This is a genomic window from Cupriavidus sp. 291-E7, from assembly GCF_057798835.1.
This window is the reverse complement of the sequence record NZ_JBYOJV010000025.1, coordinates 42,967-62,286: the sequence shown is the minus strand read 5'-3', so window position 1 is coordinate 62,286 and position 19,320 is coordinate 42,967. Positions and strand designations below refer to the sequence as shown.

The following is a 19,320-nucleotide window of genomic DNA, read 5'->3' as shown; positions in this document are numbered from 1 at the left end:
TATGGCCCCCGGATAGTGGCGCCCTGACCACGCACACCCAGCGGGCGTTGTTGACGCAGCGCAGCGTCTATACAATAACGATTCTCATTTCTAGTTGGCCCCAGCGGCACAAGGGGAAAGTTTGATGGCTGCCGACGTCGGTCCGCACCAGGACATTAGCGCGCTCTACATCGACCACCATCGGTGGTTGCTAGGCTGGTTGCACAAGAAATCAGGGTGCTGGCACAGGTCGGCTGACCTCGCGCACGACACATTCATGAGGCTGCTCGCCCGTGAAGAGATGCCTCCCCTTGCCGAGCCGCGCGCGTTTCTGACGACCGTGGCCCAGCGCGTGATGGCAAACCAGTGGCGCCGCGAAAAACTCGAGCAAGCGTACCTTGAAGCGTTGGCCAACCTGCCGCCGGCGACGATTCCTTCGACCGAAGAACGCGCCATTCTCTTGGAAACGCTGCAGGAAATTGCGGACCTTCTGGATGGCCTGACCGTCCCGGTAAAGCGCGCCTTTCTCATGGCGCAACTGGATGGCATGAGCCAGACAGAAATCGCCGCCACGTTGGGCGTCTCTCTGACAACGGTGAAACGCTATCTGGTCAAGGCTGGGACGCAATGCTATTTCGCCGCGGGTGCGCGATGACGGGAGCCTCCGCCGCAATCCCCGCCGACGTTGCACGGACAGCCGTTGAATGGCTCGTCACGTTGCAAGGCGACGATGTCGACGATGACACGCGCACCGCATGGCGGAGTTGGCTCAGTCAACACCCTGACCACCTACGGGCATGGCAGCATATTGAGGCCATGAACGCGCGATTGCGCGGCGTTGCCTCGCCACTGGCCACGGCCGTGGCTCGCGCGGCGCTAACCCAACCGCAATCGGCAAGCCGCAGGCGTGCCATCAACGCCCTGGCGATTCTGTTCGTCGGAGGCGGCACTGCGTGGCTGACACGCGAATACACAGGTCTGCAAACGTTGATGGCCGACGTGCACACGGCTGTCGGCGAACAGCAACTCGTGACGCTCGACGACGGTACTCGTGTACGCCTGAACACCGATACGGCGATCGATGTCGCCTATTCGTCCACCGAACGACGCATCACCCTGCAACGCGGGGAAATCCAGGTTGAAACGGCCGTTGATAGCCATGCCCTGCCACGCCCCTTCGTTGTCGCTTTACGTACCGCCACGCTAAGACCGCTCGGGACGTACTTTGGAGTGCGGCAGATTCCCGAAGGTGGATGGATCGGTGTCACAGAAGGCGCCGTAGCCGTGCGCCCAGCGGACAATATCGCCGCGGAGCGCATCATCGGCGCGGGTCAGGAAGCCGGATTTTCTTCGCACGAGGTCGATGGCCCCAAGTCCCTCGCGGAGGCTGCACTGGCGTGGACGGACGGCATGCTGGTTGCCACCGACATGCCTCTGAGCAAGTTTCTGGCCGAAGTCGACCGATATCGGCCCGGCCATCTGCGTTGCGATCCATCGATCGCGAGCCTGCGCGTGTCCGGCACCTTCCCAGTCATGGACACCGACCGGATACTGGATGCACTGCGCAGCGCGCTTCCGGTTCGCATTCACTTTCTGACCCGCTACTGGACGACCGTACTGCCGGCCTGAAAGTGCCCTTTTAGCGTCCCTAAGTGTCCGCTAAGTCTTGGCGGGTAGCCTCACCTCCAGTTTCGAAGTCCAACTGGAGGATAGAATGGACCATCGGTCAGCAAGAACCAAGCCCTACCCCCACGCAAGTGTCGCCGACACTAGTGCGCACGCCCCATTGTCCAAAGCATCCTGGGCAAGCAAGGTTCCCGAGATTACGGCCTCGTTCTGGATCATCAAGATTCTGTCGACCACCGTAGGGGAGACAGGCGCTGATTTCCTCGCAGTGAACGTTGGTTGGGGGCAGACAGTCACCACGGCCGCAATGGCGCTGTTACTGCTGTTTGCCTGGGGATATCAGATGCGTTCGCGCAAATACACGCCGTGGATCTATTGGCTCACGGTCGTATTGGTCAGCGTCGTGGGCACTCAAATCACCGACATTCTGACGGATGGGCTGGGTGTCAGTTTGTACGCCAGTACGGCCGCCTTCGGTGCGGTCCTGATGCTTATCTTTGCCGCGTGGTATCGGCGAGAAGGCACCCTATCGATCAAATCGATCTTCACACCACGGCGAGAGTTGTTCTACTGGGTGGCCATTCTCTGCACATTTGCGCTCGGGACTGCCGCGGGTGATCTTGCGACGGAAACTCTCGGACTCGGTTTTACGTGGGGCGTCATTTCTTTCGGTGCACTCATCGCATTGACATACGCCGCGTGGCGATTCGGAGCCAGCTCCATTCTTACGTTCTGGTTCGCCTACGTTCTTACCCGCCCATTCGGCGCATCGCTTGGTGACTTGCTGACACAGGACAGGACCTACGGCGGCCTTGGCGTGGGGCCTCTCTGGACGAGCGCAATGTTCCTCACCGTCATTGCCATCCTGGTGGCCATCGAACAACTGACAGCCAACGGCCGCAATACCCGCTATTCGTCCTCCCACCAACTCTGACAACTCGAGGTACTACATCATGCTGCTATTCGCACCTTTTAACGGTCAAGCCTCAATGCTCGCGATTGCCGCATTGTTGGCGCCGATGGCCGGACACGCCGCACCCGTGAGTGCGGCACCTCAGCAAGCGGGCGTCATTGTCCAGAGCACAAGGACGGCACCAACAATGCTCGGCGACTTGGGCGCGTTTCACACCATCGCCGTAGACGTGCAATCTCTTGTGGAAGCGGGAAATCTCACCGCGGCAAAGACCCGCATCAAGGATCTCGAAATATCCTGGGACCGCGCCGAGGCTGGCCTGAAGCCGCGTGCAGTTGGCGATTGGCATACGCTCGACAAGGCCATTGACCGAGCCTTGGACGCCCTTCGCGCGTCAAAGCCGTCTCAAGGAGAGTGCAAGGCAGCAATGACTGATCTTCTGAAGACTTTTGACAGACTCAGCGGCAAGGCCTGAGCCGCCGAATTCCCTTCGAGGAGTACGCCAGTGCATTCCACCAACATTCAAAAAACGCTTAGCAAGGTGCCGGAAGTCACGCTCGTCTTCTGGCTCATCAAGGTTGCTGCCACAACCTTGGGTGAGACAGGCGGCGATGCGCTCTCTATGTCCCTCAATCTCGGCTACCTGGTCAGCACCTTGATTTTCGCCGCGATATTCCTTGTCGCGGTTATTACCCAAGTTCGCTCCAATAAATATCATCCGGCCATCTACTGGGTAACCATCGTTGCTACCACGACAGTTGGCACGACGCTTGCCGACTTCGCGGACCGGTCCCTGGGCATCGGCTATCCAGGAGGCACCGCAGTACTTCTGGCACTCCTATTGATTTCTCTGTTCGTATGGCATCGCGTCATGGGAACGGTCTCCATTGCCTCGATCAATGCGCCGAAAGCGGAGATGTTCTATTGGGTAACCATCATGTTCTCGCAAACGCTTGGCACCGCGCTTGGAGACTGGACTGCAGACACCATAGGTCTTGGATATGTCGGGGGAATTATCGTCTTTGGATCGCTGCTAGCCATCCTCGCCGTCGCGTACTACCGGACTGCCATCTCTCGCACCGTGCTTTTTTGGGCGGCCTTTATCCTTACCCGGCCGCTTGGAGCTGTCGTGGGTGATTTCCTGGACAAGCCGCTCAATTCAGGTGGGATGGCGCTGGATCGTTTCACGGCGTCGGCAATCCTGTTGTCCCTCATGGTGGCGGGCATCATGTTCTTGCCCCAGCGTGCCGCCGCCAACGCACACCATTGATCACGCAGATTCAATATACTGGGCGCCGTGGCGTGGTACCCAAGCCCGGTGTTGACGCGCTATTGGCTCGGCGGCATAGCCTGGATTCGAGCGCACATGGGATGGCTGACGCTGGCTATCGTCGTTGTCTCTCTGGCCCCCTTGGCTTTTCAGATTGGGCGCGCCAGGCTGGACGCACGTACCGCTGAGCAAGACCGGGAGTATCTGGATGCGTGTCCTGTTGATAGAAGATGACGTAATGATTGGACAGGTCGTGCAAGATGCATTGCGCGATGCCGCCTATGCCGCCGACTGGGTTGAAGACGGCGAACGTGGAATGAACGCAATGGATTGCCAGCAATACGACATCGTATTGCTGGATCTCGGCCTTCCACGAAAAAGCGGCATCGACGTGCTGCGCGATATACGGGCTCGCGGTAACGCAGTTCCAGTGGTTATTCTTACCGCTCGCGATGCGCTCGACGACCGCGTCTCCGGACTTGATGCCGGCGCGGATGACTATCTGGTCAAGCCATTTGAAATGGCGGAGATGCTCGCAAGATTGCGGGCGGTCTGGCGCCGAAAAGGCGGCACCGCGTCGTCAGTGTTATCCAACGGCACGCTTTCCCTCGATCTCAACACCCGGCAGGCACAAATCTCCGACGCGGCACCGATACCCCTTACCAGCCGCGAGTTCTCCCTCCTGCAAGCACTGATGATGCGCCCCGGCACGATACTCTCGCGCTCCGCGCTAGAGGAACGAATTTATGGCTGGGGAGATGAAGTCGAAAGTAATGCTGTCGAGTACCTGATCCACGCGCTGCGCAAGAAGCTGGGCACGTCCGCAATTAGAAACGTCAGGGGGCTTGGATGGCTGGTGCCAAAGCAAGATTGACCGGCTCGATACAGGCCCGATTGTCCTTATGGCTTTCGTTGGCCATTCTTGCAGTCGCGGCTGTCGGCGGCATCGTCTCCTTCAAGACTGCCTACGATGAAGCCATTGAGTTGCAGGACAACCTGCTACATCAGGTAGCCATCCTGTTCGATGTAGACCACCTGCCATCCCCTCGGATGGCTGAGCTTGGCAAGCTGCCCGGTATCGATGAGGAAGCGCGGGTAATCGTCCAGTATGCGGGGCCCGCATCCGGCGGCCAAAGCCCCCAAACCCCTGGAAAGTTTCTCGGCGTCCCCGCCGGCGTGGCGGACGGCGTTCACTCGCTCACCTTGAATGCGGAATCATTCCGAGTCCTTCTACGGACGCTGCCAAACGGTGGGCGCATCCTGGTTGCGCAGGAGACTGGCATGCGTGACGAAATTGCCCGTGACAGCGCGCTGCGCACGGTGCTTCCCTTCGTCGTCCTGGTTCCGCTTCTCTTGCTGATTGTCGCCGACTTGATTCGTAAGCTCTTCAGGCCGATTTCCGCGCTAGCCGCGGAGGTTAATCGACAGGATGAAAGCGGGTTGGCACCGCTACCGAATGACCACCTCCCTGCCGAAATCCGTCCGTTCGTCATGGCGATTAACAGGTTGCTTGCGCGGGTAGCGGAATCTATGGAGCAGCAGCGCCAATTTATCGCCAATGCCGCCCATGAATTGCGTTCCCCGATGACAGCCTTATCTTTGCAGGCAGAACGGCTTTCGCATGCGGAGATGTCCGAGGAAGCTCGCGCCAGGCTATCGCCATTACGACAAGGCATCGAGCGCGGCCGCCATCTTCTGGAACAGTTGCTCAGTCTTGCAAGAGTGCAATCGCCGCCATCAAGGCCGGTCTCTACAACTTCCGTCCTTCAGGTTTTTCGCCGCGTGATAGAGGATCTGATGCCGTTAGCGGATACCCATCATGCCGACATCGGCGTACTGACAGACCGTGACGTCAAACTGGCGGTAGATGAAGTCGACCTGTTTACCCTGGTTAGAAACCTCGTGGACAACGCCATCCGCTACTCGCCCGCAGGCGGTGCCATCGACCTGTCGATTACCTCCGAGCGCGACCGGGTCGTCCTGACCTGCAGTGATTCGGGGCCAGGAATTCCTATCGAAGAGCGCATCAAAGTCCTTGAGCCGTTTTACCGGACGCCCGGGACGGCATCGCGAGGCTCTGGCCTGGGCCTTTCCATTGTGAAGACAATTGCGGACCGCCTCGCCGGTGAAATTCAGATTGCATACGTCGACCAGATCCAGAAAGTCGGCACGCGAATTTCCGTGACTTTGCCTGGCCGGCTGGTCTCGAACTAGAAAGGTTGAACGGCCCAGGGTAGACCTCGGGCTCGGCAGCCGACGGGCGACTGCAGCTCGCCCAATGCCTCGACCCGCGAGGCCACGAGAGCAGCCCTTCATCCGAAACAGATTTTGAAGGATCTGTTTACATGATTGCGACGGAGGACTAACATCGCGGTCGTTAATAATAAGCATTCTCACTATCGTGACGCAGGCGGTCGACGCCGACGGCTCGATGGATAGAAGGCATAGCTTTTAAGTCACTTCTCTTCTGTATTTCCACGATGTTTGCTCCCACCCAATCGCGCATGCGCGCCATCGCGTATGCGTGCGCCTTGTCCTGCACCGGCCTCGCCCTTCCCGTTATCGCCACCGCACAGACCGCCTCGGATCCGGCCGCCAAGCCGTCTGAAGCAATCCTGCCGACCGCGGTGGTCTCGGCCGATTCGCCGATGCAGACCAAGTCGCTGCCGTCCTACAAGTTCGTCGCCCCGCTGCTCGACACCCCGCGTTCGGTGACGGTCATCCCGGAAGAGGTCATCAAGCAGACCAACGCCACGACGCTGGCCGATGCCCTGAAAACCGTGCCGGGCGTGACCTTCCTGGGCGGCGATGCGGCGGCCAACCCGTCGGCGGACCGTCCCGTGATCCGGGGCTTCGAATCGCGCAATTCGATCTTCGTGGATGGCATGCGCGACTCCGGCGTGCAGAACCGCGAAACGTTCGCCGTGGAGCAGATCAGCGTCATCAAGGGCCCGGATTCGGTCTACGCCGGCCGTGGCGCGGTGGGTGGCAGCATCGACATCGTGACCAAGATGCCGCGCCTGGACGACTTCACCAACGCCAGCCTGGGCCTGGGCACGGAGTCGTACAAGCGCGCCACGGTGGACATGAACCGCCGCATCAACGACGAGACCGCCGTACGCCTGAACCTGATGGGCTTCGACGCCAACCAGCCGGGGCGCAATGACGTCTACAGCAAACGCTGGGGCGTGTCGCCGTCGGTGGCCTTTGGCCTGAACACGCCGACCACGGTCTATGTCAGCTACTACCACCTGAACTCGTATGACATGCCGGACTTCAGCGTGCCGTTCCGTTCGACGGGCGGCACGCCGGGCGCCAACAGCGGCATCCAGCGCTCGCAGTTCTACGGCCTGAACAACCGCGACTATCGACGCGGCCAGACCGACACGGCCGAGATCCGCGTCGAACACAAGCTGACCGAGGACTGGAAGCTGCGCAATACGACGATGTTCGGCCGATCCACGCTGGACTACATCGCCACCAACCCGCAGTTCCTGAACGCCACGTCGAACATCCTGCAACTGCAGGCCAAGAGCGGGAAGTACGCCACCAACAGCGTGTCGAACCAGACCGAAGTCTCGGGCAAGACCACGCTCTGGGGCATGCAGCACACGCTGACCGCGGGCCTGGAATTCAGCTGGGAACGTAGCCTCTACGAGGGCTATCTGGTCAGCGATAGCGCGGGTAACAACATCCGCTCGGGCGGCCCCTGCACCGTGGCCTACAACTGCACCGCCATCGGCGCCTGGAATTCCGATGCACCGTGGACCGGCAGCGCCGTGCTGAATGGCGACAAGGGCTTCCCCGGCGCGCCGACGCATACCCACACCAACGTGGCATCGGCCTACCTGTTCGACAGCGTCAAGCTCAGCGACAAGTGGCTGTTCAACGCCGGCACGCGCTTCGATCGCTTCGATGTGTCGGCCACGCAAGCCGGTGCGCCGGATCTGAACAACACGTCGAACCTGTTCAGCTACCAGTTGGGCCTGGTCTTCAAGCCGGTGCAGACGGTCAGCCTGTACGCGTCGTATGGCACTTCGGCAAATCCGCCTGGCGCCAACAGCGGCCTCGGCGGCGGCACGGACCAGATCACCGCGACCAACCAGAACCTGTCGCCGGAACGCAGTCGCAATATCGAAGTCGGCGCCAAGTGGGATGTGCTCGACCAACGCCTGTCACTGACATCGGCCGTGTTCCAGACCGACAAGACCAATGCCCGCGTGAGCGATGGCCTGGGCGGCATCGTCAACGCCGGCAGCCAGCGCGTGCGCGGCGCCGAACTGGGCGTGGCCGGCAACATCACGAACAAGTGGCGCGTGTTCGGCGGCTATTCGTACCTGGATGCGATCACCACCGACGCCGGTCCGGCCAACCCGACGGCTTCGGGCCTGCCGATGGTCATGGTGCCCAAGCACAACCTGACGCTCTGGACGTACTACGATGTGCTGCCGCAACTGTCGATTGGTGGCGGTGCCACGTTCTCTAGCCTCACGTATGCGTCCGTGGCCGCCACGTCGCGCAAGTGGACGCCAGGATATGCACGCTTCGATGCGGTAGCTACCTACCGCCTGAACAAGACGATGGACCTGCAGCTCAACGTGCAGAACATCTTCGACAAGAAGTACTACTCGTCGGCCTATCCGATCTATGCCACCTGGGCACCGGGACGCTCGGCCGTGATGACGCTGAACATCCATATGTAATACGCGAGTACGCGTATCGGCCCAAAGCAAGACGGCGCAGTGATTGCGCCGTTTTTTCTACCTACCCCGCCTTTTGCACCGCGATGCGGCGCCAGACTCCCGACTGCTCCCTTGAGTTCAGAAGGAGGGTTCCGGACGCAGCAAGGGGCCGCCTGGGACATGCGTTAAGGGCCTGGCCGATTTGACCTTCCCTCCCACGCAGATGATAATACGTCCCATTTGCGACGAGAGACATGGGGCGGCAATAGAGCAATGGAAGCTATGCGTACGTGGACCTTTGAGAAAGCGTCGGCGCATCAATCGTCGTGCAACCTCGGGCTGACACCAGCCACCTCCAAAGCGCTCTAGGTCATGTCTTCGTCGCCCCTACGTGCGCTTGGATTGTATGCACATTACCAGGAACTGCTCGGGACCTGGACGCGCAAACTAAGCAACCGCCATGAGGCCGAGGACTTGTCGCAAGAAGCAGTCTTGCGTGTTCTTGAAGCAGGCACCACTCCAGATCAGCCTCGAGCCTATTTGCACCAAACGGCCCGCAATATCGCTGTGGACTCCCTGCGAAAGCAAGGCTCCTGGGAACAGGTACCGCTCGACAACGTCGAGTCATTTCACGCTGAGACCGGCAACCCCGAGGCAGACCTGCACGCCGTACAACTAGCTGGCAAAATCGAGGCCGCTCTGGCCGAATTACCGTTGAAGTGCCGCCAAGTATTTGTCTGGCAGCGACTGGATGGATGCTCGCAGCAGCAAATCGCGGAACGCTTGGACATCTCGAAGAACATGGTCGAGAAGTATATGATTCGCGCGATGCGTCACTTGCGAGACCGATTGGGTCCGCTCGCACCTCATTGATGGCCCCACGATGTCCGCTTTCCCACTTCCGTGCGACGCCTGCCCTGACAGACGCGAACGCAATAACCCAACGCTGTTGACTGCATGAGCGCTCCAGACGATCTTCGCACGACGGCAGCACGCTGGTTCTCGCAGGCAAGGGACCCGGATTTCAGTCCGGAGCAACAACAAGCGCTGTCGATCTGGCTCGCGGAGAGCCCCGAGCATCGGGCCGAGTATGCCGCACTACAGCGCATCTGGACCGCTGCAGGCGCAATCGATCCCGCCAGACTGCGGCACCTTGCAGCCGGCCCGGAAACCACGGAAGCAGAATGGCATCCGGCCTCGGACGTTCGCCCACCCAGCCAAAGTTCGGCCCGCCGGTCGCCCTCTTTGCGCGCCGCCCTCTACACGGCCACGGCGGCACTGGCGCTCGGCCTGGCATGGCTCGGCTGGCACCAGCATGACGCCTCGACCCAACTGGCCTCCAACGCCGGGCCGGTCAACACTATTGGTGGCAGCGAATATCGCACTGAGCCCGGCGAGCGCAAGACGTTACGCCTGCCGGACGGCTCCAGCGTGCAGCTCAATACCCGGACTCGCATGGTGGTACGGATTGCCGCCACGGGTGAGCGGTCCGTGGATCTACTCGATGGCGAAGCCATGTTTGAAGTCGCGCACGATGCTTCCCGGCCGTTCGTGATTCAGGCCGGCACAGGCAAGATCACCGTGACTGGCACGCGCTTCGATGTTCGCCGCAGCGCCTCTCGGACTGACGTCGCCGTCGAGTCCGGCTCCGTTATCGTGCAAGGCCTTGGCGACGACCAGTCTTCGCGCTTGTCAGCTGGCCTCGGTACTACCGTGGACGGTCGTGGCGCGGTCGCGTCCCCCTCTCCCGTGGACTTGGCCGCCGCCCTGGCATGGAGAACCGGCAAACTGGTGTTCAACGATGCGCCATTGGCAAATGTCGTGGTGGAAGTCTCGCGTTACCGGCGCCAGCCAGTACGGGTTGCCGATGGTGCCGCGGGCGCGTTGCGCGTGAGCAGTGTCTTCAGCTCGGACGACACCGACGGTCTCCTGGCCGCGTTGCCACAGATGCTTCCAGTTGGCGTCCGCCAGTTACCTGACGGCAGCGCCGAAGTATTTTTGCGCTAAGGATTCAGGTTTCTTCTTTGGATTACGTCTTCCCGATCGATTGTCTGCCTCTGGCAGGCGCTCCATCCAGCAAAAATCCTAGAAGAAACCTGACGTGACACAGTACTTTGAAACTTCGAGAGGCCGGACGACGCGATCGGCCCGCAGCATTGGACGGTTTGGGTCGACGGCTACCTTGATGGCAGCTCTCCTGGCAAGCATTGCGGCCTTGCCCGCTGCAGCGCAGTCTGGCGGCGGCACGCCAGTCACCGTCCACATCGAGGCGCAACCGCTATCCGACGCGCTGTTGCAACTTGGCCGACAGACATCCCTGCAACTATTCTTCTCCCCGGCACTGGTCGCGGGCAAGCGGGCTCCAGCGGTGCACGGCAACATGCCGCCCGAGCAGGCATTGGACACACTGCTCAAGGGGAGCAATCTCCGCTACCAACGTAATGGCAACCAGGGCTTCGTGCTTCAACCGACGGCAGATTCGCGTTCCGCGACGCCGCCGGCCGCAGCCGAGGCAATCGTGGCGAGTCCAGGTCGCGAAGCCGTGGCAACGCTCGCGCCTGTCGAAGTGACGGCGTCACGAACCTCAAGCGACCTGGTACGCCCGACGCGCCAGTCCACGATCATCGAGCGCGCCGAACTGGAAGAACTCAAAACCGGATCGGACAGTCTGGCAACCGTCCTGGCCAAAGTCATCCCCGGCATGGCGGACTCCAGTCATACCGTCACGGATTTCGGCCAGACGCTTCGCGGCCGGGGGATGCTCGTCCTGCTGGATGGCATTCCTCTCAATACCAATCGTGACTCCGCCCGCAACCTGGCGAACATCGACCCGGCGCTGGTCGAGCGCGTTGAAGTTCTGCGCGGAAGTAGCGCAATCTACGGCGGCGGCGCGACTGGGGGTATTGTCTCCATTACGACGCGCCCGGCGGGTGGCGAATTCAACGCCGACACGACGGTATCGATGAGCACCCCGCTCACACGCCTACGCGCGGATGGGTTAAGCGCCAACGTCCAGCAGCATTTCTCGGGCAGCGCCGACATTGTCGACTACGCCTTTGACGTGGGAGGCCGTCATATTGGCAACGCCTACGATGCCAAAGGGCAACGCATTGCGCCGGAACCCAGTCAGGGCGATCTCTTCGATTCGAACAACTACAACGTTGGCGGCAAGCTTGGCCTGCGCTTTGCACCGGACCAACGCGTCCAGCTAGCGGTAAGTCACTTCAACGCCAGCCAGGACACGCGTTGGGCCTCGGACCCAAGCGTTGCGAAACTGCCGGCGGGAAGCGTGCCTGCGCGTGCCATCGACGGTCTGCAACTGGCTGACCAGAACCAGATTCGCAACACGCTCGTCAACCTGGAATACGAGCACCGCGACCTGCTTGGCAGCCTGGTTTCGGCGCAGTTTTATTACCGCGACTATTTCACGCGTTTCACACCGTTCGACGCGCGAGCCGTCGCGACCCGCGGTGGCAATGTCGACCAGGCCACCCAGAACTCGGAGGTCTTTGGCAGTCGCCTGACCATCAAGACGCCAATCGGGGCGGCCAAGACGACGCGTGTCATCTGGGGTATGGACTTCGAGCAGGAACGAAGCGACATGCCCATCGACATCTTCAATCCCGCCGCATACGACGCCAGCGGCGGACGCGTCTTCAACAAGATTGGCACGCTGACGTATATGCCGCCGATTACCACCCGCAGCATCGGTGGCTTCGCGCAGCTCCAGCACAAGTTCAACGAGCAATGGTCCACTGAAGGCGGCCTTCGCTATCAGTACGCGCGGGCAAGCTTCGACGACTTTGTCCCCCTTTCGCAATCACGTGTCGCCAATCCCGCAACGGTCAAAGGCGGATCGGTGGACTACAGTGCGGTCCTTGGCAACATCGGCGTGGCCTACAAGCCGGTCAAGAATCATGAGTTCTACGCATCGTTCAGCCAAGGCTTCAACCTCCCCGACATCGGCCTGCAGGTGCGAAACGCGCGGGCCGGCTTCGATATCGGATCGTCAGACCTGAAACCCGTCAAGACGAACAACTACGAACTCGGCTGGCGCGGGGGCTTTGGCAATACGCTGGGTTCGTTGGCCATTTTCTACACGACCTCGGACCTCGGTGACGTGCAGAGCTTTAACAATGGGTTGATTCTCACCCGTACTGCCGAGAAGATTTTCGGGGTGGAAGCGGCAGCAGACTATCTTTCGAATGACGAACGCTGGGGCACGGGTGGCACGATTACCTGGATGCGCGGCCGTGAAACGCCTCAGGGCATGAGCGACCAGCAGTTGACCGGCTATCGCATTCCGCCGTTAAAGCTCACCGGCTACGTGCAGTTTCGCCCAGTTCCGCAATGGAACAACCGGCTCCAGGCTACGTTCTTCGCAGCGCACGACTACCGCCTGAACGGCGCGGATAGCTTTGGGCGCCGCGATGTCGCAAGTTACACGACACTGGACCTTATCAGCAGCTACCAGGTCACGAAGAAAGACACCGTCACTGTTGGTATCCAGAACCTTCTGAACCGCTACTACTACCCGCTATACAGCCAGCTTCTGCGCAACAGCAACAACACAAGCCATCTGCCGGCGGCCGGCATCACTCTGACGGCCATGTATCAGCATCGCTGGTAGCAACGGAACAAGTGTGCCGAGATCTTCCTCAAGATAAGGGAGGAAGATCGTCGATCACCGGGCGTGATCGAAAATCTACGTCGCGCGCTTTGGCCGACCAGATAAAGTCATTCGCTGGACGCGACGCAGCAAAGCAAAACAGCTGAATCGCCCAGCGAATTACTTACATTGACAACAGCAGCAGCAACGCAAAACCTGACCATCAACCCATCAGGTCACCGGCGCCGGATTGAACAGCGCAAGCGAGTTGTGCAGCCCGTGGTGCTCGGCCCAGGTCTTCTTGCGGCCGCTGGCCACGTCGATCATCAGGCGGAACAGTTCCCAGCCCACGTCCTCGATCGTGGCTTCGCCGGTGGCGATGCGGCCGGCGTTGACGTCCATCAGGTCATGCCAGCGGCGCGCGAGGTCGCTGCGCGTGGCCACCTTGATCACCGGCACTTCGGCCAGGCCGTACGGCGTGCCGCGGCCCGTGGTAAAGATGTGCAGATTCATGCCGGCCGCCAGTTGCAGCGTGCCGCAAATGAAATCGCTGGCGGGCGTGGCCGCGTAGATCAGGCCCTTGGTCTTCACACGTTCGCCCGGCGACACCACGCCAGAGATCGGGGCGCTGCCCGACTTCACGATCGAACCCATCGCCTTTTCCACGATGTTCGACAGGCCGCCCTTCTTGTTGCCCGGCGTCGTGTTGGCGCTGCGGTCCACGCGGCCGCGATCCAGATATTTGTCGTACCAGTCCATCTCGCGGATCATCGCCTCCGCCACTTCCGGGGTGGCGGCGCGCGAGGTGAGCTGGTCGATGCCATCGCGCACTTCGGTCACCTCGGAGAACATCACCGTGGCGCCTGCGCGCACCAGCAGGTCCGTGGCGTAGCCGACGGCCGGGTTGGCCGTCACGCCCGAGAACGCATCGCTGCCACCGCATTGCACGCCGACCACCAGTTCCGACACGGGCACGGTCTCGCGCTTGCGGGCGTTCAGTTTTTCCAGATGCGGGATGGCCATTTCCATGATCGAGTCGATCATCGAGCCAAAACCCACGTGCTTGTCGTCCTGCAGGCAGACCACGCCCACCTGCACTTCGCCGGCGCCGGTCTGGATCGGGATCGTGCCCGGCGGCATCAGGCGGTCCGGCTGCAGCTTCTCGCAGCCAAGGCTCACCATCATCGCGGTGCCACCGAAGTTCGGGTTCAGCGCGATATTGCGCAGCGTGCGGATCGGCACCACGGCATCGGGCGCGTCGATGGCCACGCCGCAGCCATAGGTGTGCTCCAGGCCAATCACGTCATCGACATTGGGATACCGGGGCAGCAGTTCCGCCTTGATGCGCCTGACCGCGTGATCGACCACTCCGGCCACGCACTGCACGGTCTGGGTGATGGCCAGGATGTTGCGCGTACCCACCGAGCCGTCCGGATTGCGGAAACCCTCGAACGTGTAGCCGTCCAGCGGCGGCAGCGGTTCCGGCAGGCGCGTGCTGATCGGCAGGTCGGTCAGGCCAGGGGCCACCGGCATCTCGATCACGCGCTCGTTGACCCAGCTGCCGCGCGGCAGGTCCTGCAGCGCATAGCCGATGGTCACGTTGTAGCGCGTCACCGCGTCACCCTTCTTCAGGTCCACCAGTGCCACCTTGTGGCCCTGCGGCACGCGCTCCACCAGGGTCAGGCCGCACGGAAACACCGTGCCGGCCCCCAGGCCGCCGTCGTTGGCGACGATGGCCACGTTGTCATTGGCGTGGATGCGGATGTACAGCGGCGGACGTTGCTCCGCAGCCTGGGCGTTCTGTACCGACAGGTCCGACATGATGGGGATTCCTTCTTTATTGGGGGTGCTTCAGTTCGACGCGGCGAATGTCCTTGACGATCACCAGGTAGCTCAGCACGGTCACCAGGGCATTGATGCCCACAAAGACCAGCGCGCCGTTGAACGAACCCGTGGCGCTCAGGATATAGCCGATCACGATCGGCGTCACGATGCCGGCAATATTGCCGAACGTGTTGAAAATGCTGCCGGCCAGGCCGATCACTTCCTTGGGCGCCGTATCGGCCACCACGGCCCAGCCCAGCGCGCCGATGCCCTTGCCGAAGAACGCCAGTGCCATGATGCCCACCACCAGCCATTCCGCATCGACGTAGTTGCACGCGATCATCGACACCGACAGCAGCATGCCAGCCACGATCGGCACCTTGCGAGCCAGCGTCAGCGAATGGCCGCGACGCAGCAGCGTGTCCGAAATCACGCCACCCAGCACACCACCCAGGAAACCGCAGATGGCCGGCAGCGATGCCACGAAACCCGCCTTCAGGATCGACATCCCGCGCGCCTGCACCAGGTACACCGGGAACCACGTCAGGAAGAAATACGTCAGCACGTTGATGCAGTACTGGCCCAGGTACACGCCAGCCAGCATGCGATTGCTCAGCAGTTGTTTGGCGTAGAACCAGCCGGCCGGATTCGCCGCCTTGCCGCCCTGCCTGGCTTCCTCGCCTTCGCCCATATGAATCAGGCCGCCGCCTTGCTCGATATGTTCCAGCTCGGCCTTGTTCACGCCTGCATGCGTGGCCGGGCTGCGCATGACCTTGAGCCAGACCAGCGCCAGCAGCATGCCCATGATGCCCATCCACAGATAGACGTGGTGCCAGCCCCAGCTATGGACGATCCAGGCCATCAGCGGCGTGAACACCACGGCGGCAAAATACTGCGCGGCGTTGAAAATGGCCGATGCCGTGCCGCGTTCGGCGGTCGGGAACCAGCTGGCCACGACCTTCGCGTTGGCCGGAAAGGCCGGCGACTCGGCCAGGCCCACTGCAAAGCGCAGCGCGAACAGCACGGTGATGGCCTGGCCGATGGTGGCGAACACGCCAATCCAGCCTTGCAGCAGCGTGAAGAACGACCACAGGAAAATGCTGAAAGCATAGATGCGGCGCGCGCCAAAACGGTCGAGCAGCCAGCCGCCCGGAATCTGTGCCATCACATAGGCCCAGCTGAAGGCGGAGAAGATATAGCCCATCTGCACGGCCGAGAAGCCGAACTCCTCGCGCATGGCAGGGCCGGTGATCGACAGCGTGGCACGATCGGCGTAATTGATCGTCGTCACGATAAAGATCAGGGCGAGGATCCAGTAGCGGACGTTGGTGCGGCGGGCGCCGGATGCGGCGGCAGCGCTTGTAGTGGGTGTTGCGTTCATCTGGGTCTCCTCACAGCCGGTAGACCTGGATGCGGGAATGCGTCGGGACCGGCTTGTGATATGTCGTCGTACGACCGGAATTATAGAGACGGGGTTCCGTCCACCGCAGTGCGCGTTTACCCTGACCTGGTGCATTTCGCGGTGTCGCGGTGCACAGGTTTTTCCCTTCCCTTTCAATTGGCTTGCGGGTTCGCGGCGATCTGCCCCGGCTGGCCCGCCCCGCCCGCGGCTATCGAAACCGGCCCCGATGTCACCTGATCCGGTCCACCAAACCGGGGTTTTCCCTCGGTTTTCTCCATACCGCTTGCATGGTCAAGCTGTTAGTTGTACGATGACTTATCTCGAAACATCCACAACGATGGAACGAGGTACAAACCGGCCTAGTTCCACACCTAAACCATCATTCGCCATGTGGCGATCAGGAAGAGCGACATGACTACACCGCAAGAACTTAAGCAGATTATCTCGGAAGGCCTGCTCTCGTTCCCCGTCACCGATTTCGACGCGCAAGGCAACTTCCGCGCCGACACCTATATCGAGCGCCTGGAATGGCTGGCTCCGTATGGTGCATCGGCCCTGTTTGCCGCTGGCGGCACGGGCGAGTTCTTCTCGCTGACGCAGCAGGACTATTCGAACGTAATCCGCACCGCGGTGGAAACCTGCCGTGGCAAGGTGCCCATCCTGGCCGGCGCCGGCGGCCCGACCCGCGTGGCCATCGAATACGCAAAGGAAGCCGAGCGCCTGGGCGCCCACGGCATCCTGCTGATGCCGCACTACCTGACCGAAGCCAGCGAAGACGGCATTGCCAACCACATCGAAGAGGTTTGCAAGGCCACCAAGTGCGGCGTGATCGTGTACAACCGCGCCAACTCGCGCATCGGTGCCGATCTGCTGGCCAAGGTCGTGGACAAGTGCCCGAACCTGATCGGCTTCAAGGACGGCGTGGGTGACATCGAGGCGATGGTGCGCGTGCGCCGCAAGCTGGGCGACCGCCTGGCCTACCTGGGCGGCCTGCCCACCGCCGAAGTCTACGCCGCTGCCTACAAGGCGCTGGGCGTGCCCGTGTACTCGTCGGCCGTGTTCAACTTCATCCCGAAGACCGCGATGGACTTCTACCGTGCCGTGGCCGCCGACGACCACGCCACGATCGGCCGCCTGATCGACGACTTCTTCCTGCCGTACCTGGACATCCGCAACCGCAAGCACGGCTACGCCGTGTCGATCGTGAAGGCCGGCGCCAAGCTGGTTGGCCACGATGCAGGCCCGGTGCGCGCGCCGCTGACCGATCTGACCGAAGAAGAAGTTGCCAAGCTGGACGCCCTGATCAAGAAGCTGGGACCGCAGTAAGCCTCAGCAGACTGTATTGAGTTGAAGCGTTAAGAGCCGACACTGTCGGCTCTTTTTTTTGCACCGGCGCACACACCCGCGCACGGTATTGGGCCGTCGCACGCGCCATCGTGGTGAACCCATCGGGATTCCACCTCGCAATGGCTGGCCCGAAATCTGCATTGCCCAGTCCCGAAGAGTAGAAGCGTTCAACCGTCCTTTCCGCGTTCCGCATGGAACGGGCAGGCGGCAGGAAATTGCTCTTGATGTCCGCATCCGCCGCGGAGGTCGAGAGCCGGGAAACCCTCCCATGCATCTGGCGTTCCGTGGTCCGGCCGGACCCGTTCAACCTCTCCTGAACCCGGAACGACATGACCGACACTACCCTGCTCCTGCACGAACTGGCGCGCGAATCGCGCATGGGTGCCCACGGCACCGAGACCGACACGCGCGAGATACGCCGCATCGATCTCTCCCGGTTTGACCAGCGCAAAGCCGAAATCGCCGATCAACTGTGGCAAGCCGCCAGCGGCATCGGCTTCTTCCAGCTCGAACACCACGGTATCGACCTGACCGCCGTGCGCGAGGCGTTTGCGATGACCGAGCGGTTCTTCGCACTGCCCGAATCGGTGAAAGCCCGCTATCCGCTGCAGAAAGCCAACAATGCCGGTTGGGAAACCCGCGCGCAGGTACGCCCGTCCACCGGCACACCCGACCAGAAGGAGTCGTACCAAATCACGCGCCCCCATATGGCGGCACTCTGGCCCACCGACACCGAATTGCCGGCGTTCCGCGAAACGATGCTCGCGTTCGAGCGGCAATGCTGGGACGTGGGCATGAAGGTGCTGTCCTGCTTTGCCAGCAAGCTCGGCTTCGATGCCGACTTCTTCACCCGCGCCCATGACCCGGCCGCGCCCGACTATCAAAGCACGCTGCGCCTGCTGCACTACTACGCGATTCCACCCGAGGCGCAGGACAAGCTCGACCTCTGGCGCGCCGGCGCGCATACCGACTTCGATTGCCTGACGCTGCTGTTCCAGCGCCAGGGACAGGGCGGACTGCAGGTGTGTCCCGGCAAGGAGATGGATGCCCAGGCATGGACACCGATTCCGCCGGACGAGGACGTCATCACGTGCAACATCGGGGACATGCTGATGCGCTGGAGCGACGATCAACTGCCATCGAACTTCCACCGGGTGCGCAATCCTGTACCGGGTGAGTACATGGGGCCGCGCTATAGCCTGGCGTTTTTCTGCCAGGCCAACCGCAACACCCTCATCGAAGGACCTGCAAAGCAGCATCCACCGATCACCGCGGGGGATTTCCTGAGGCAGCGGGTAGCCGCGAATTTCAGCGCGTACAGATAAGCGCACCGGAGGCAGACACGCGCGCGCCACTCCACCACGGAAAACGGATTTGCTTAACTGGAAACATTCCTTGACGTGCGCGTCGTCGCATCCCAAAGATGGCATCAAGGAGCCACCGCCATGACCGACCTTCTCGACTGGTTCACCGCCATCTGCACCGTGGTGCTCGTCTACGCCGCGCTGCGCTATCCGCTGTATCCGCCGCATCACGACCCCGACCCCGCGGATCGGACGATGAACCGTTCGCCGCGCGCTTGAAGCAACGCTTCGGCACGCATATCGAAGTACGAAAAGATTTGTTCGCCTCGCAAGCGGCACTCCATAAGCTGGTGGCTTCGCTACA

The 19,320-nt window shown here is 61.5% G+C and carries 16 protein-coding genes; 14 read left to right on the top strand and 2 right to left on the bottom strand.

What is annotated here, in order from left to right; translation table 11 throughout:
* The first annotated feature begins 124 nt into the window (after nucleotides 1-124).
* The 11 genes from AC3FLX_RS29595 (at nucleotide 125) to AC3FLX_RS29545 (ending at nucleotide 13,100) form a co-directional block, all read left to right on the top strand.
* Nucleotides 125-634 carry a sigma-70 family RNA polymerase sigma factor gene (locus AC3FLX_RS29595; RefSeq protein WP_488700899.1) on the top strand — a complete coding sequence of 170 codons (510 nt, stop codon included), beginning with the start codon at nucleotides 125-127 and terminating at the stop codon, nucleotides 632-634.
* Nucleotides 607-1,608 (top strand): FecR domain-containing protein, encoded by a 1,002-nt coding sequence (locus AC3FLX_RS29590; RefSeq protein ID WP_488700898.1) that lies wholly within the window; start codon nucleotides 607-609, stop codon nucleotides 1,606-1,608. Before AC3FLX_RS29595 ends, AC3FLX_RS29590 begins: the two co-directional genes overlap by 28 nt.
* Nucleotides 1,609-1,765: 157 nt before the next feature.
* The gene (locus AC3FLX_RS29585; protein WP_488700897.1) at nucleotides 1,766-2,539 is read left to right on the top strand and encodes a COG4705 family protein; all 774 of its coding nucleotides are present in this window, start codon (nucleotides 1,766-1,768) and stop codon (nucleotides 2,537-2,539) included.
* Between the two features lie 19 nt (nucleotides 2,540-2,558).
* Complete coding sequence (locus AC3FLX_RS29580) at nucleotides 2,559-2,993, top strand: hypothetical protein (RefSeq protein ID WP_488700896.1); 435 nt, start codon at nucleotides 2,559-2,561, stop codon at nucleotides 2,991-2,993.
* A gap of 30 nt (nucleotides 2,994-3,023) precedes the next feature.
* Entirely contained in the window at nucleotides 3,024-3,788 is a 765-nt protein-coding gene (locus tag AC3FLX_RS29575; protein ID WP_488700895.1) for a COG4705 family protein, read from the top strand.
* 208 nt (nucleotides 3,789-3,996) lie between these two features.
* The gene (locus AC3FLX_RS29570; protein ID WP_488700894.1) at nucleotides 3,997-4,662 is read left to right on the top strand and encodes a response regulator; all 666 of its coding nucleotides are present in this window, start codon (nucleotides 3,997-3,999) and stop codon (nucleotides 4,660-4,662) included.
* Entirely contained in the window at nucleotides 4,638-6,002 is a 1,365-nt protein-coding gene (locus AC3FLX_RS29565; protein ID WP_488700893.1) for a sensor histidine kinase, read from the top strand. Before AC3FLX_RS29570 ends, AC3FLX_RS29565 begins: the two co-directional genes overlap by 25 nt.
* Before the next feature lie 266 nt (nucleotides 6,003-6,268).
* Entirely contained in the window at nucleotides 6,269-8,491 is a 2,223-nt protein-coding gene (locus AC3FLX_RS29560) for a TonB-dependent receptor (RefSeq protein WP_488700892.1), read from the top strand.
* A gap of 351 nt (nucleotides 8,492-8,842) precedes the next feature.
* Nucleotides 8,843-9,343, top strand: a complete 501-nt coding sequence (locus AC3FLX_RS29555; RefSeq protein WP_488700891.1) for an RNA polymerase sigma factor — start codon at nucleotides 8,843-8,845, stop codon at nucleotides 9,341-9,343.
* Nucleotides 9,344-9,427: 84 nt separating this feature from the next.
* Nucleotides 9,428-10,477 (top strand): FecR family protein, encoded by a 1,050-nt coding sequence (locus AC3FLX_RS29550; RefSeq protein WP_488700890.1) that lies wholly within the window; start codon nucleotides 9,428-9,430, stop codon nucleotides 10,475-10,477.
* Between the two features lie 178 nt (nucleotides 10,478-10,655).
* Nucleotides 10,656-13,100 (top strand): TonB-dependent receptor, encoded by a 2,445-nt coding sequence (locus AC3FLX_RS29545; protein WP_488700905.1) that lies wholly within the window; start codon nucleotides 10,656-10,658, stop codon nucleotides 13,098-13,100.
* Between the two features lie 210 nt (nucleotides 13,101-13,310).
* On the opposite strand, the gene garD is transcribed toward AC3FLX_RS29545, so the two are convergent.
* Entirely contained in the window at nucleotides 13,311-14,900 is a 1,590-nt protein-coding gene (gene garD / locus AC3FLX_RS29540; RefSeq protein ID WP_488700889.1) for a galactarate dehydratase, read from the bottom strand.
* 16 nt (nucleotides 14,901-14,916) lie between these two features.
* Nucleotides 14,917-16,284 carry an MFS transporter gene (locus AC3FLX_RS29535; RefSeq protein ID WP_488700888.1) on the bottom strand — a complete coding sequence of 456 codons (1,368 nt, stop codon included), beginning with the start codon at nucleotides 16,282-16,284 and terminating at the stop codon, nucleotides 14,917-14,919.
* 432 nt (nucleotides 16,285-16,716) lie between these two features.
* On the opposite strand from AC3FLX_RS29535, the gene kdgD reads away from it, so the two are divergent.
* From kdgD to AC3FLX_RS29520, 3 genes are all read left to right on the top strand, one after another.
* Nucleotides 16,717-17,631, top strand: coding sequence for a 5-dehydro-4-deoxyglucarate dehydratase (kdgD, locus tag AC3FLX_RS29530; protein WP_215531104.1), 915 nt, complete (start codon nucleotides 16,717-16,719; stop codon nucleotides 17,629-17,631).
* Nucleotides 17,632-17,981: 350 nt separating this feature from the next.
* Nucleotides 17,982-18,977: an isopenicillin N synthase family dioxygenase gene (locus tag AC3FLX_RS29525; protein WP_488700887.1), complete on the top strand. Its 996-nt coding sequence runs from the start codon at nucleotides 17,982-17,984 to the stop codon at nucleotides 18,975-18,977.
* 120 nt (nucleotides 18,978-19,097) lie between these two features.
* Complete coding sequence (locus AC3FLX_RS29520) at nucleotides 19,098-19,235, top strand: hypothetical protein (RefSeq protein WP_488700886.1); 138 nt, start codon at nucleotides 19,098-19,100, stop codon at nucleotides 19,233-19,235.
* The last annotated feature ends 85 nt before the right edge of the window (nucleotides 19,236-19,320 follow it).

What these genes read in the sequence shown, in the direction of transcription:
- AC3FLX_RS29560 (WP_488700892.1), top strand. Translation starts at nt 6,269, where the DNA reads ATGTTTGCTCCCACCCAATCGCGCATGCGCGCCATCGCGTATGCGTGC.
- AC3FLX_RS29580 (WP_488700896.1), top strand. Translation starts at nt 2,559, where the DNA reads ATGCTGCTATTCGCACCTTTTAACGGTCAAGCCTCAATGCTCGCGATT.
- AC3FLX_RS29570 (WP_488700894.1), top strand. Translation starts at nt 3,997, where the DNA reads ATGCGTGTCCTGTTGATAGAAGATGACGTAATGATTGGACAGGTCGTG.
- AC3FLX_RS29590 (WP_488700898.1), top strand. Translation starts at nt 607, where the DNA reads ATGCTATTTCGCCGCGGGTGCGCGATGACGGGAGCCTCCGCCGCAATC.
- AC3FLX_RS29595 (WP_488700899.1), top strand. Translation starts at nt 125, where the DNA reads ATGGCTGCCGACGTCGGTCCGCACCAGGACATTAGCGCGCTCTACATC.
- AC3FLX_RS29520 (WP_488700886.1), top strand. Translation starts at nt 19,098, where the DNA reads ATGACCGACCTTCTCGACTGGTTCACCGCCATCTGCACCGTGGTGCTC.
- AC3FLX_RS29535 (WP_488700888.1), bottom strand. Translation starts at nt 16,284, where the DNA reads ATGAACGCAACACCCACTACAAGCGCTGCCGCCGCATCCGGCGCCCGC.
- garD (WP_488700889.1), bottom strand. Translation starts at nt 14,900, where the DNA reads ATGTCGGACCTGTCGGTACAGAACGCCCAGGCTGCGGAGCAACGTCCG.
- AC3FLX_RS29550 (WP_488700890.1), top strand. Translation starts at nt 9,428, where the DNA reads ATGAGCGCTCCAGACGATCTTCGCACGACGGCAGCACGCTGGTTCTCG.
- AC3FLX_RS29525 (WP_488700887.1), top strand. Translation starts at nt 17,982, where the DNA reads ATGACCGACACTACCCTGCTCCTGCACGAACTGGCGCGCGAATCGCGC.
- AC3FLX_RS29565 (WP_488700893.1), top strand. Translation starts at nt 4,638, where the DNA reads ATGGCTGGTGCCAAAGCAAGATTGACCGGCTCGATACAGGCCCGATTG.
- kdgD (WP_215531104.1), top strand. Translation starts at nt 16,717, where the DNA reads ATGACTACACCGCAAGAACTTAAGCAGATTATCTCGGAAGGCCTGCTC.
- AC3FLX_RS29555 (WP_488700891.1), top strand. Translation starts at nt 8,843, where the DNA reads ATGTCTTCGTCGCCCCTACGTGCGCTTGGATTGTATGCACATTACCAG.
- AC3FLX_RS29545 (WP_488700905.1), top strand. Translation starts at nt 10,656, where the DNA reads ATGGCAGCTCTCCTGGCAAGCATTGCGGCCTTGCCCGCTGCAGCGCAG.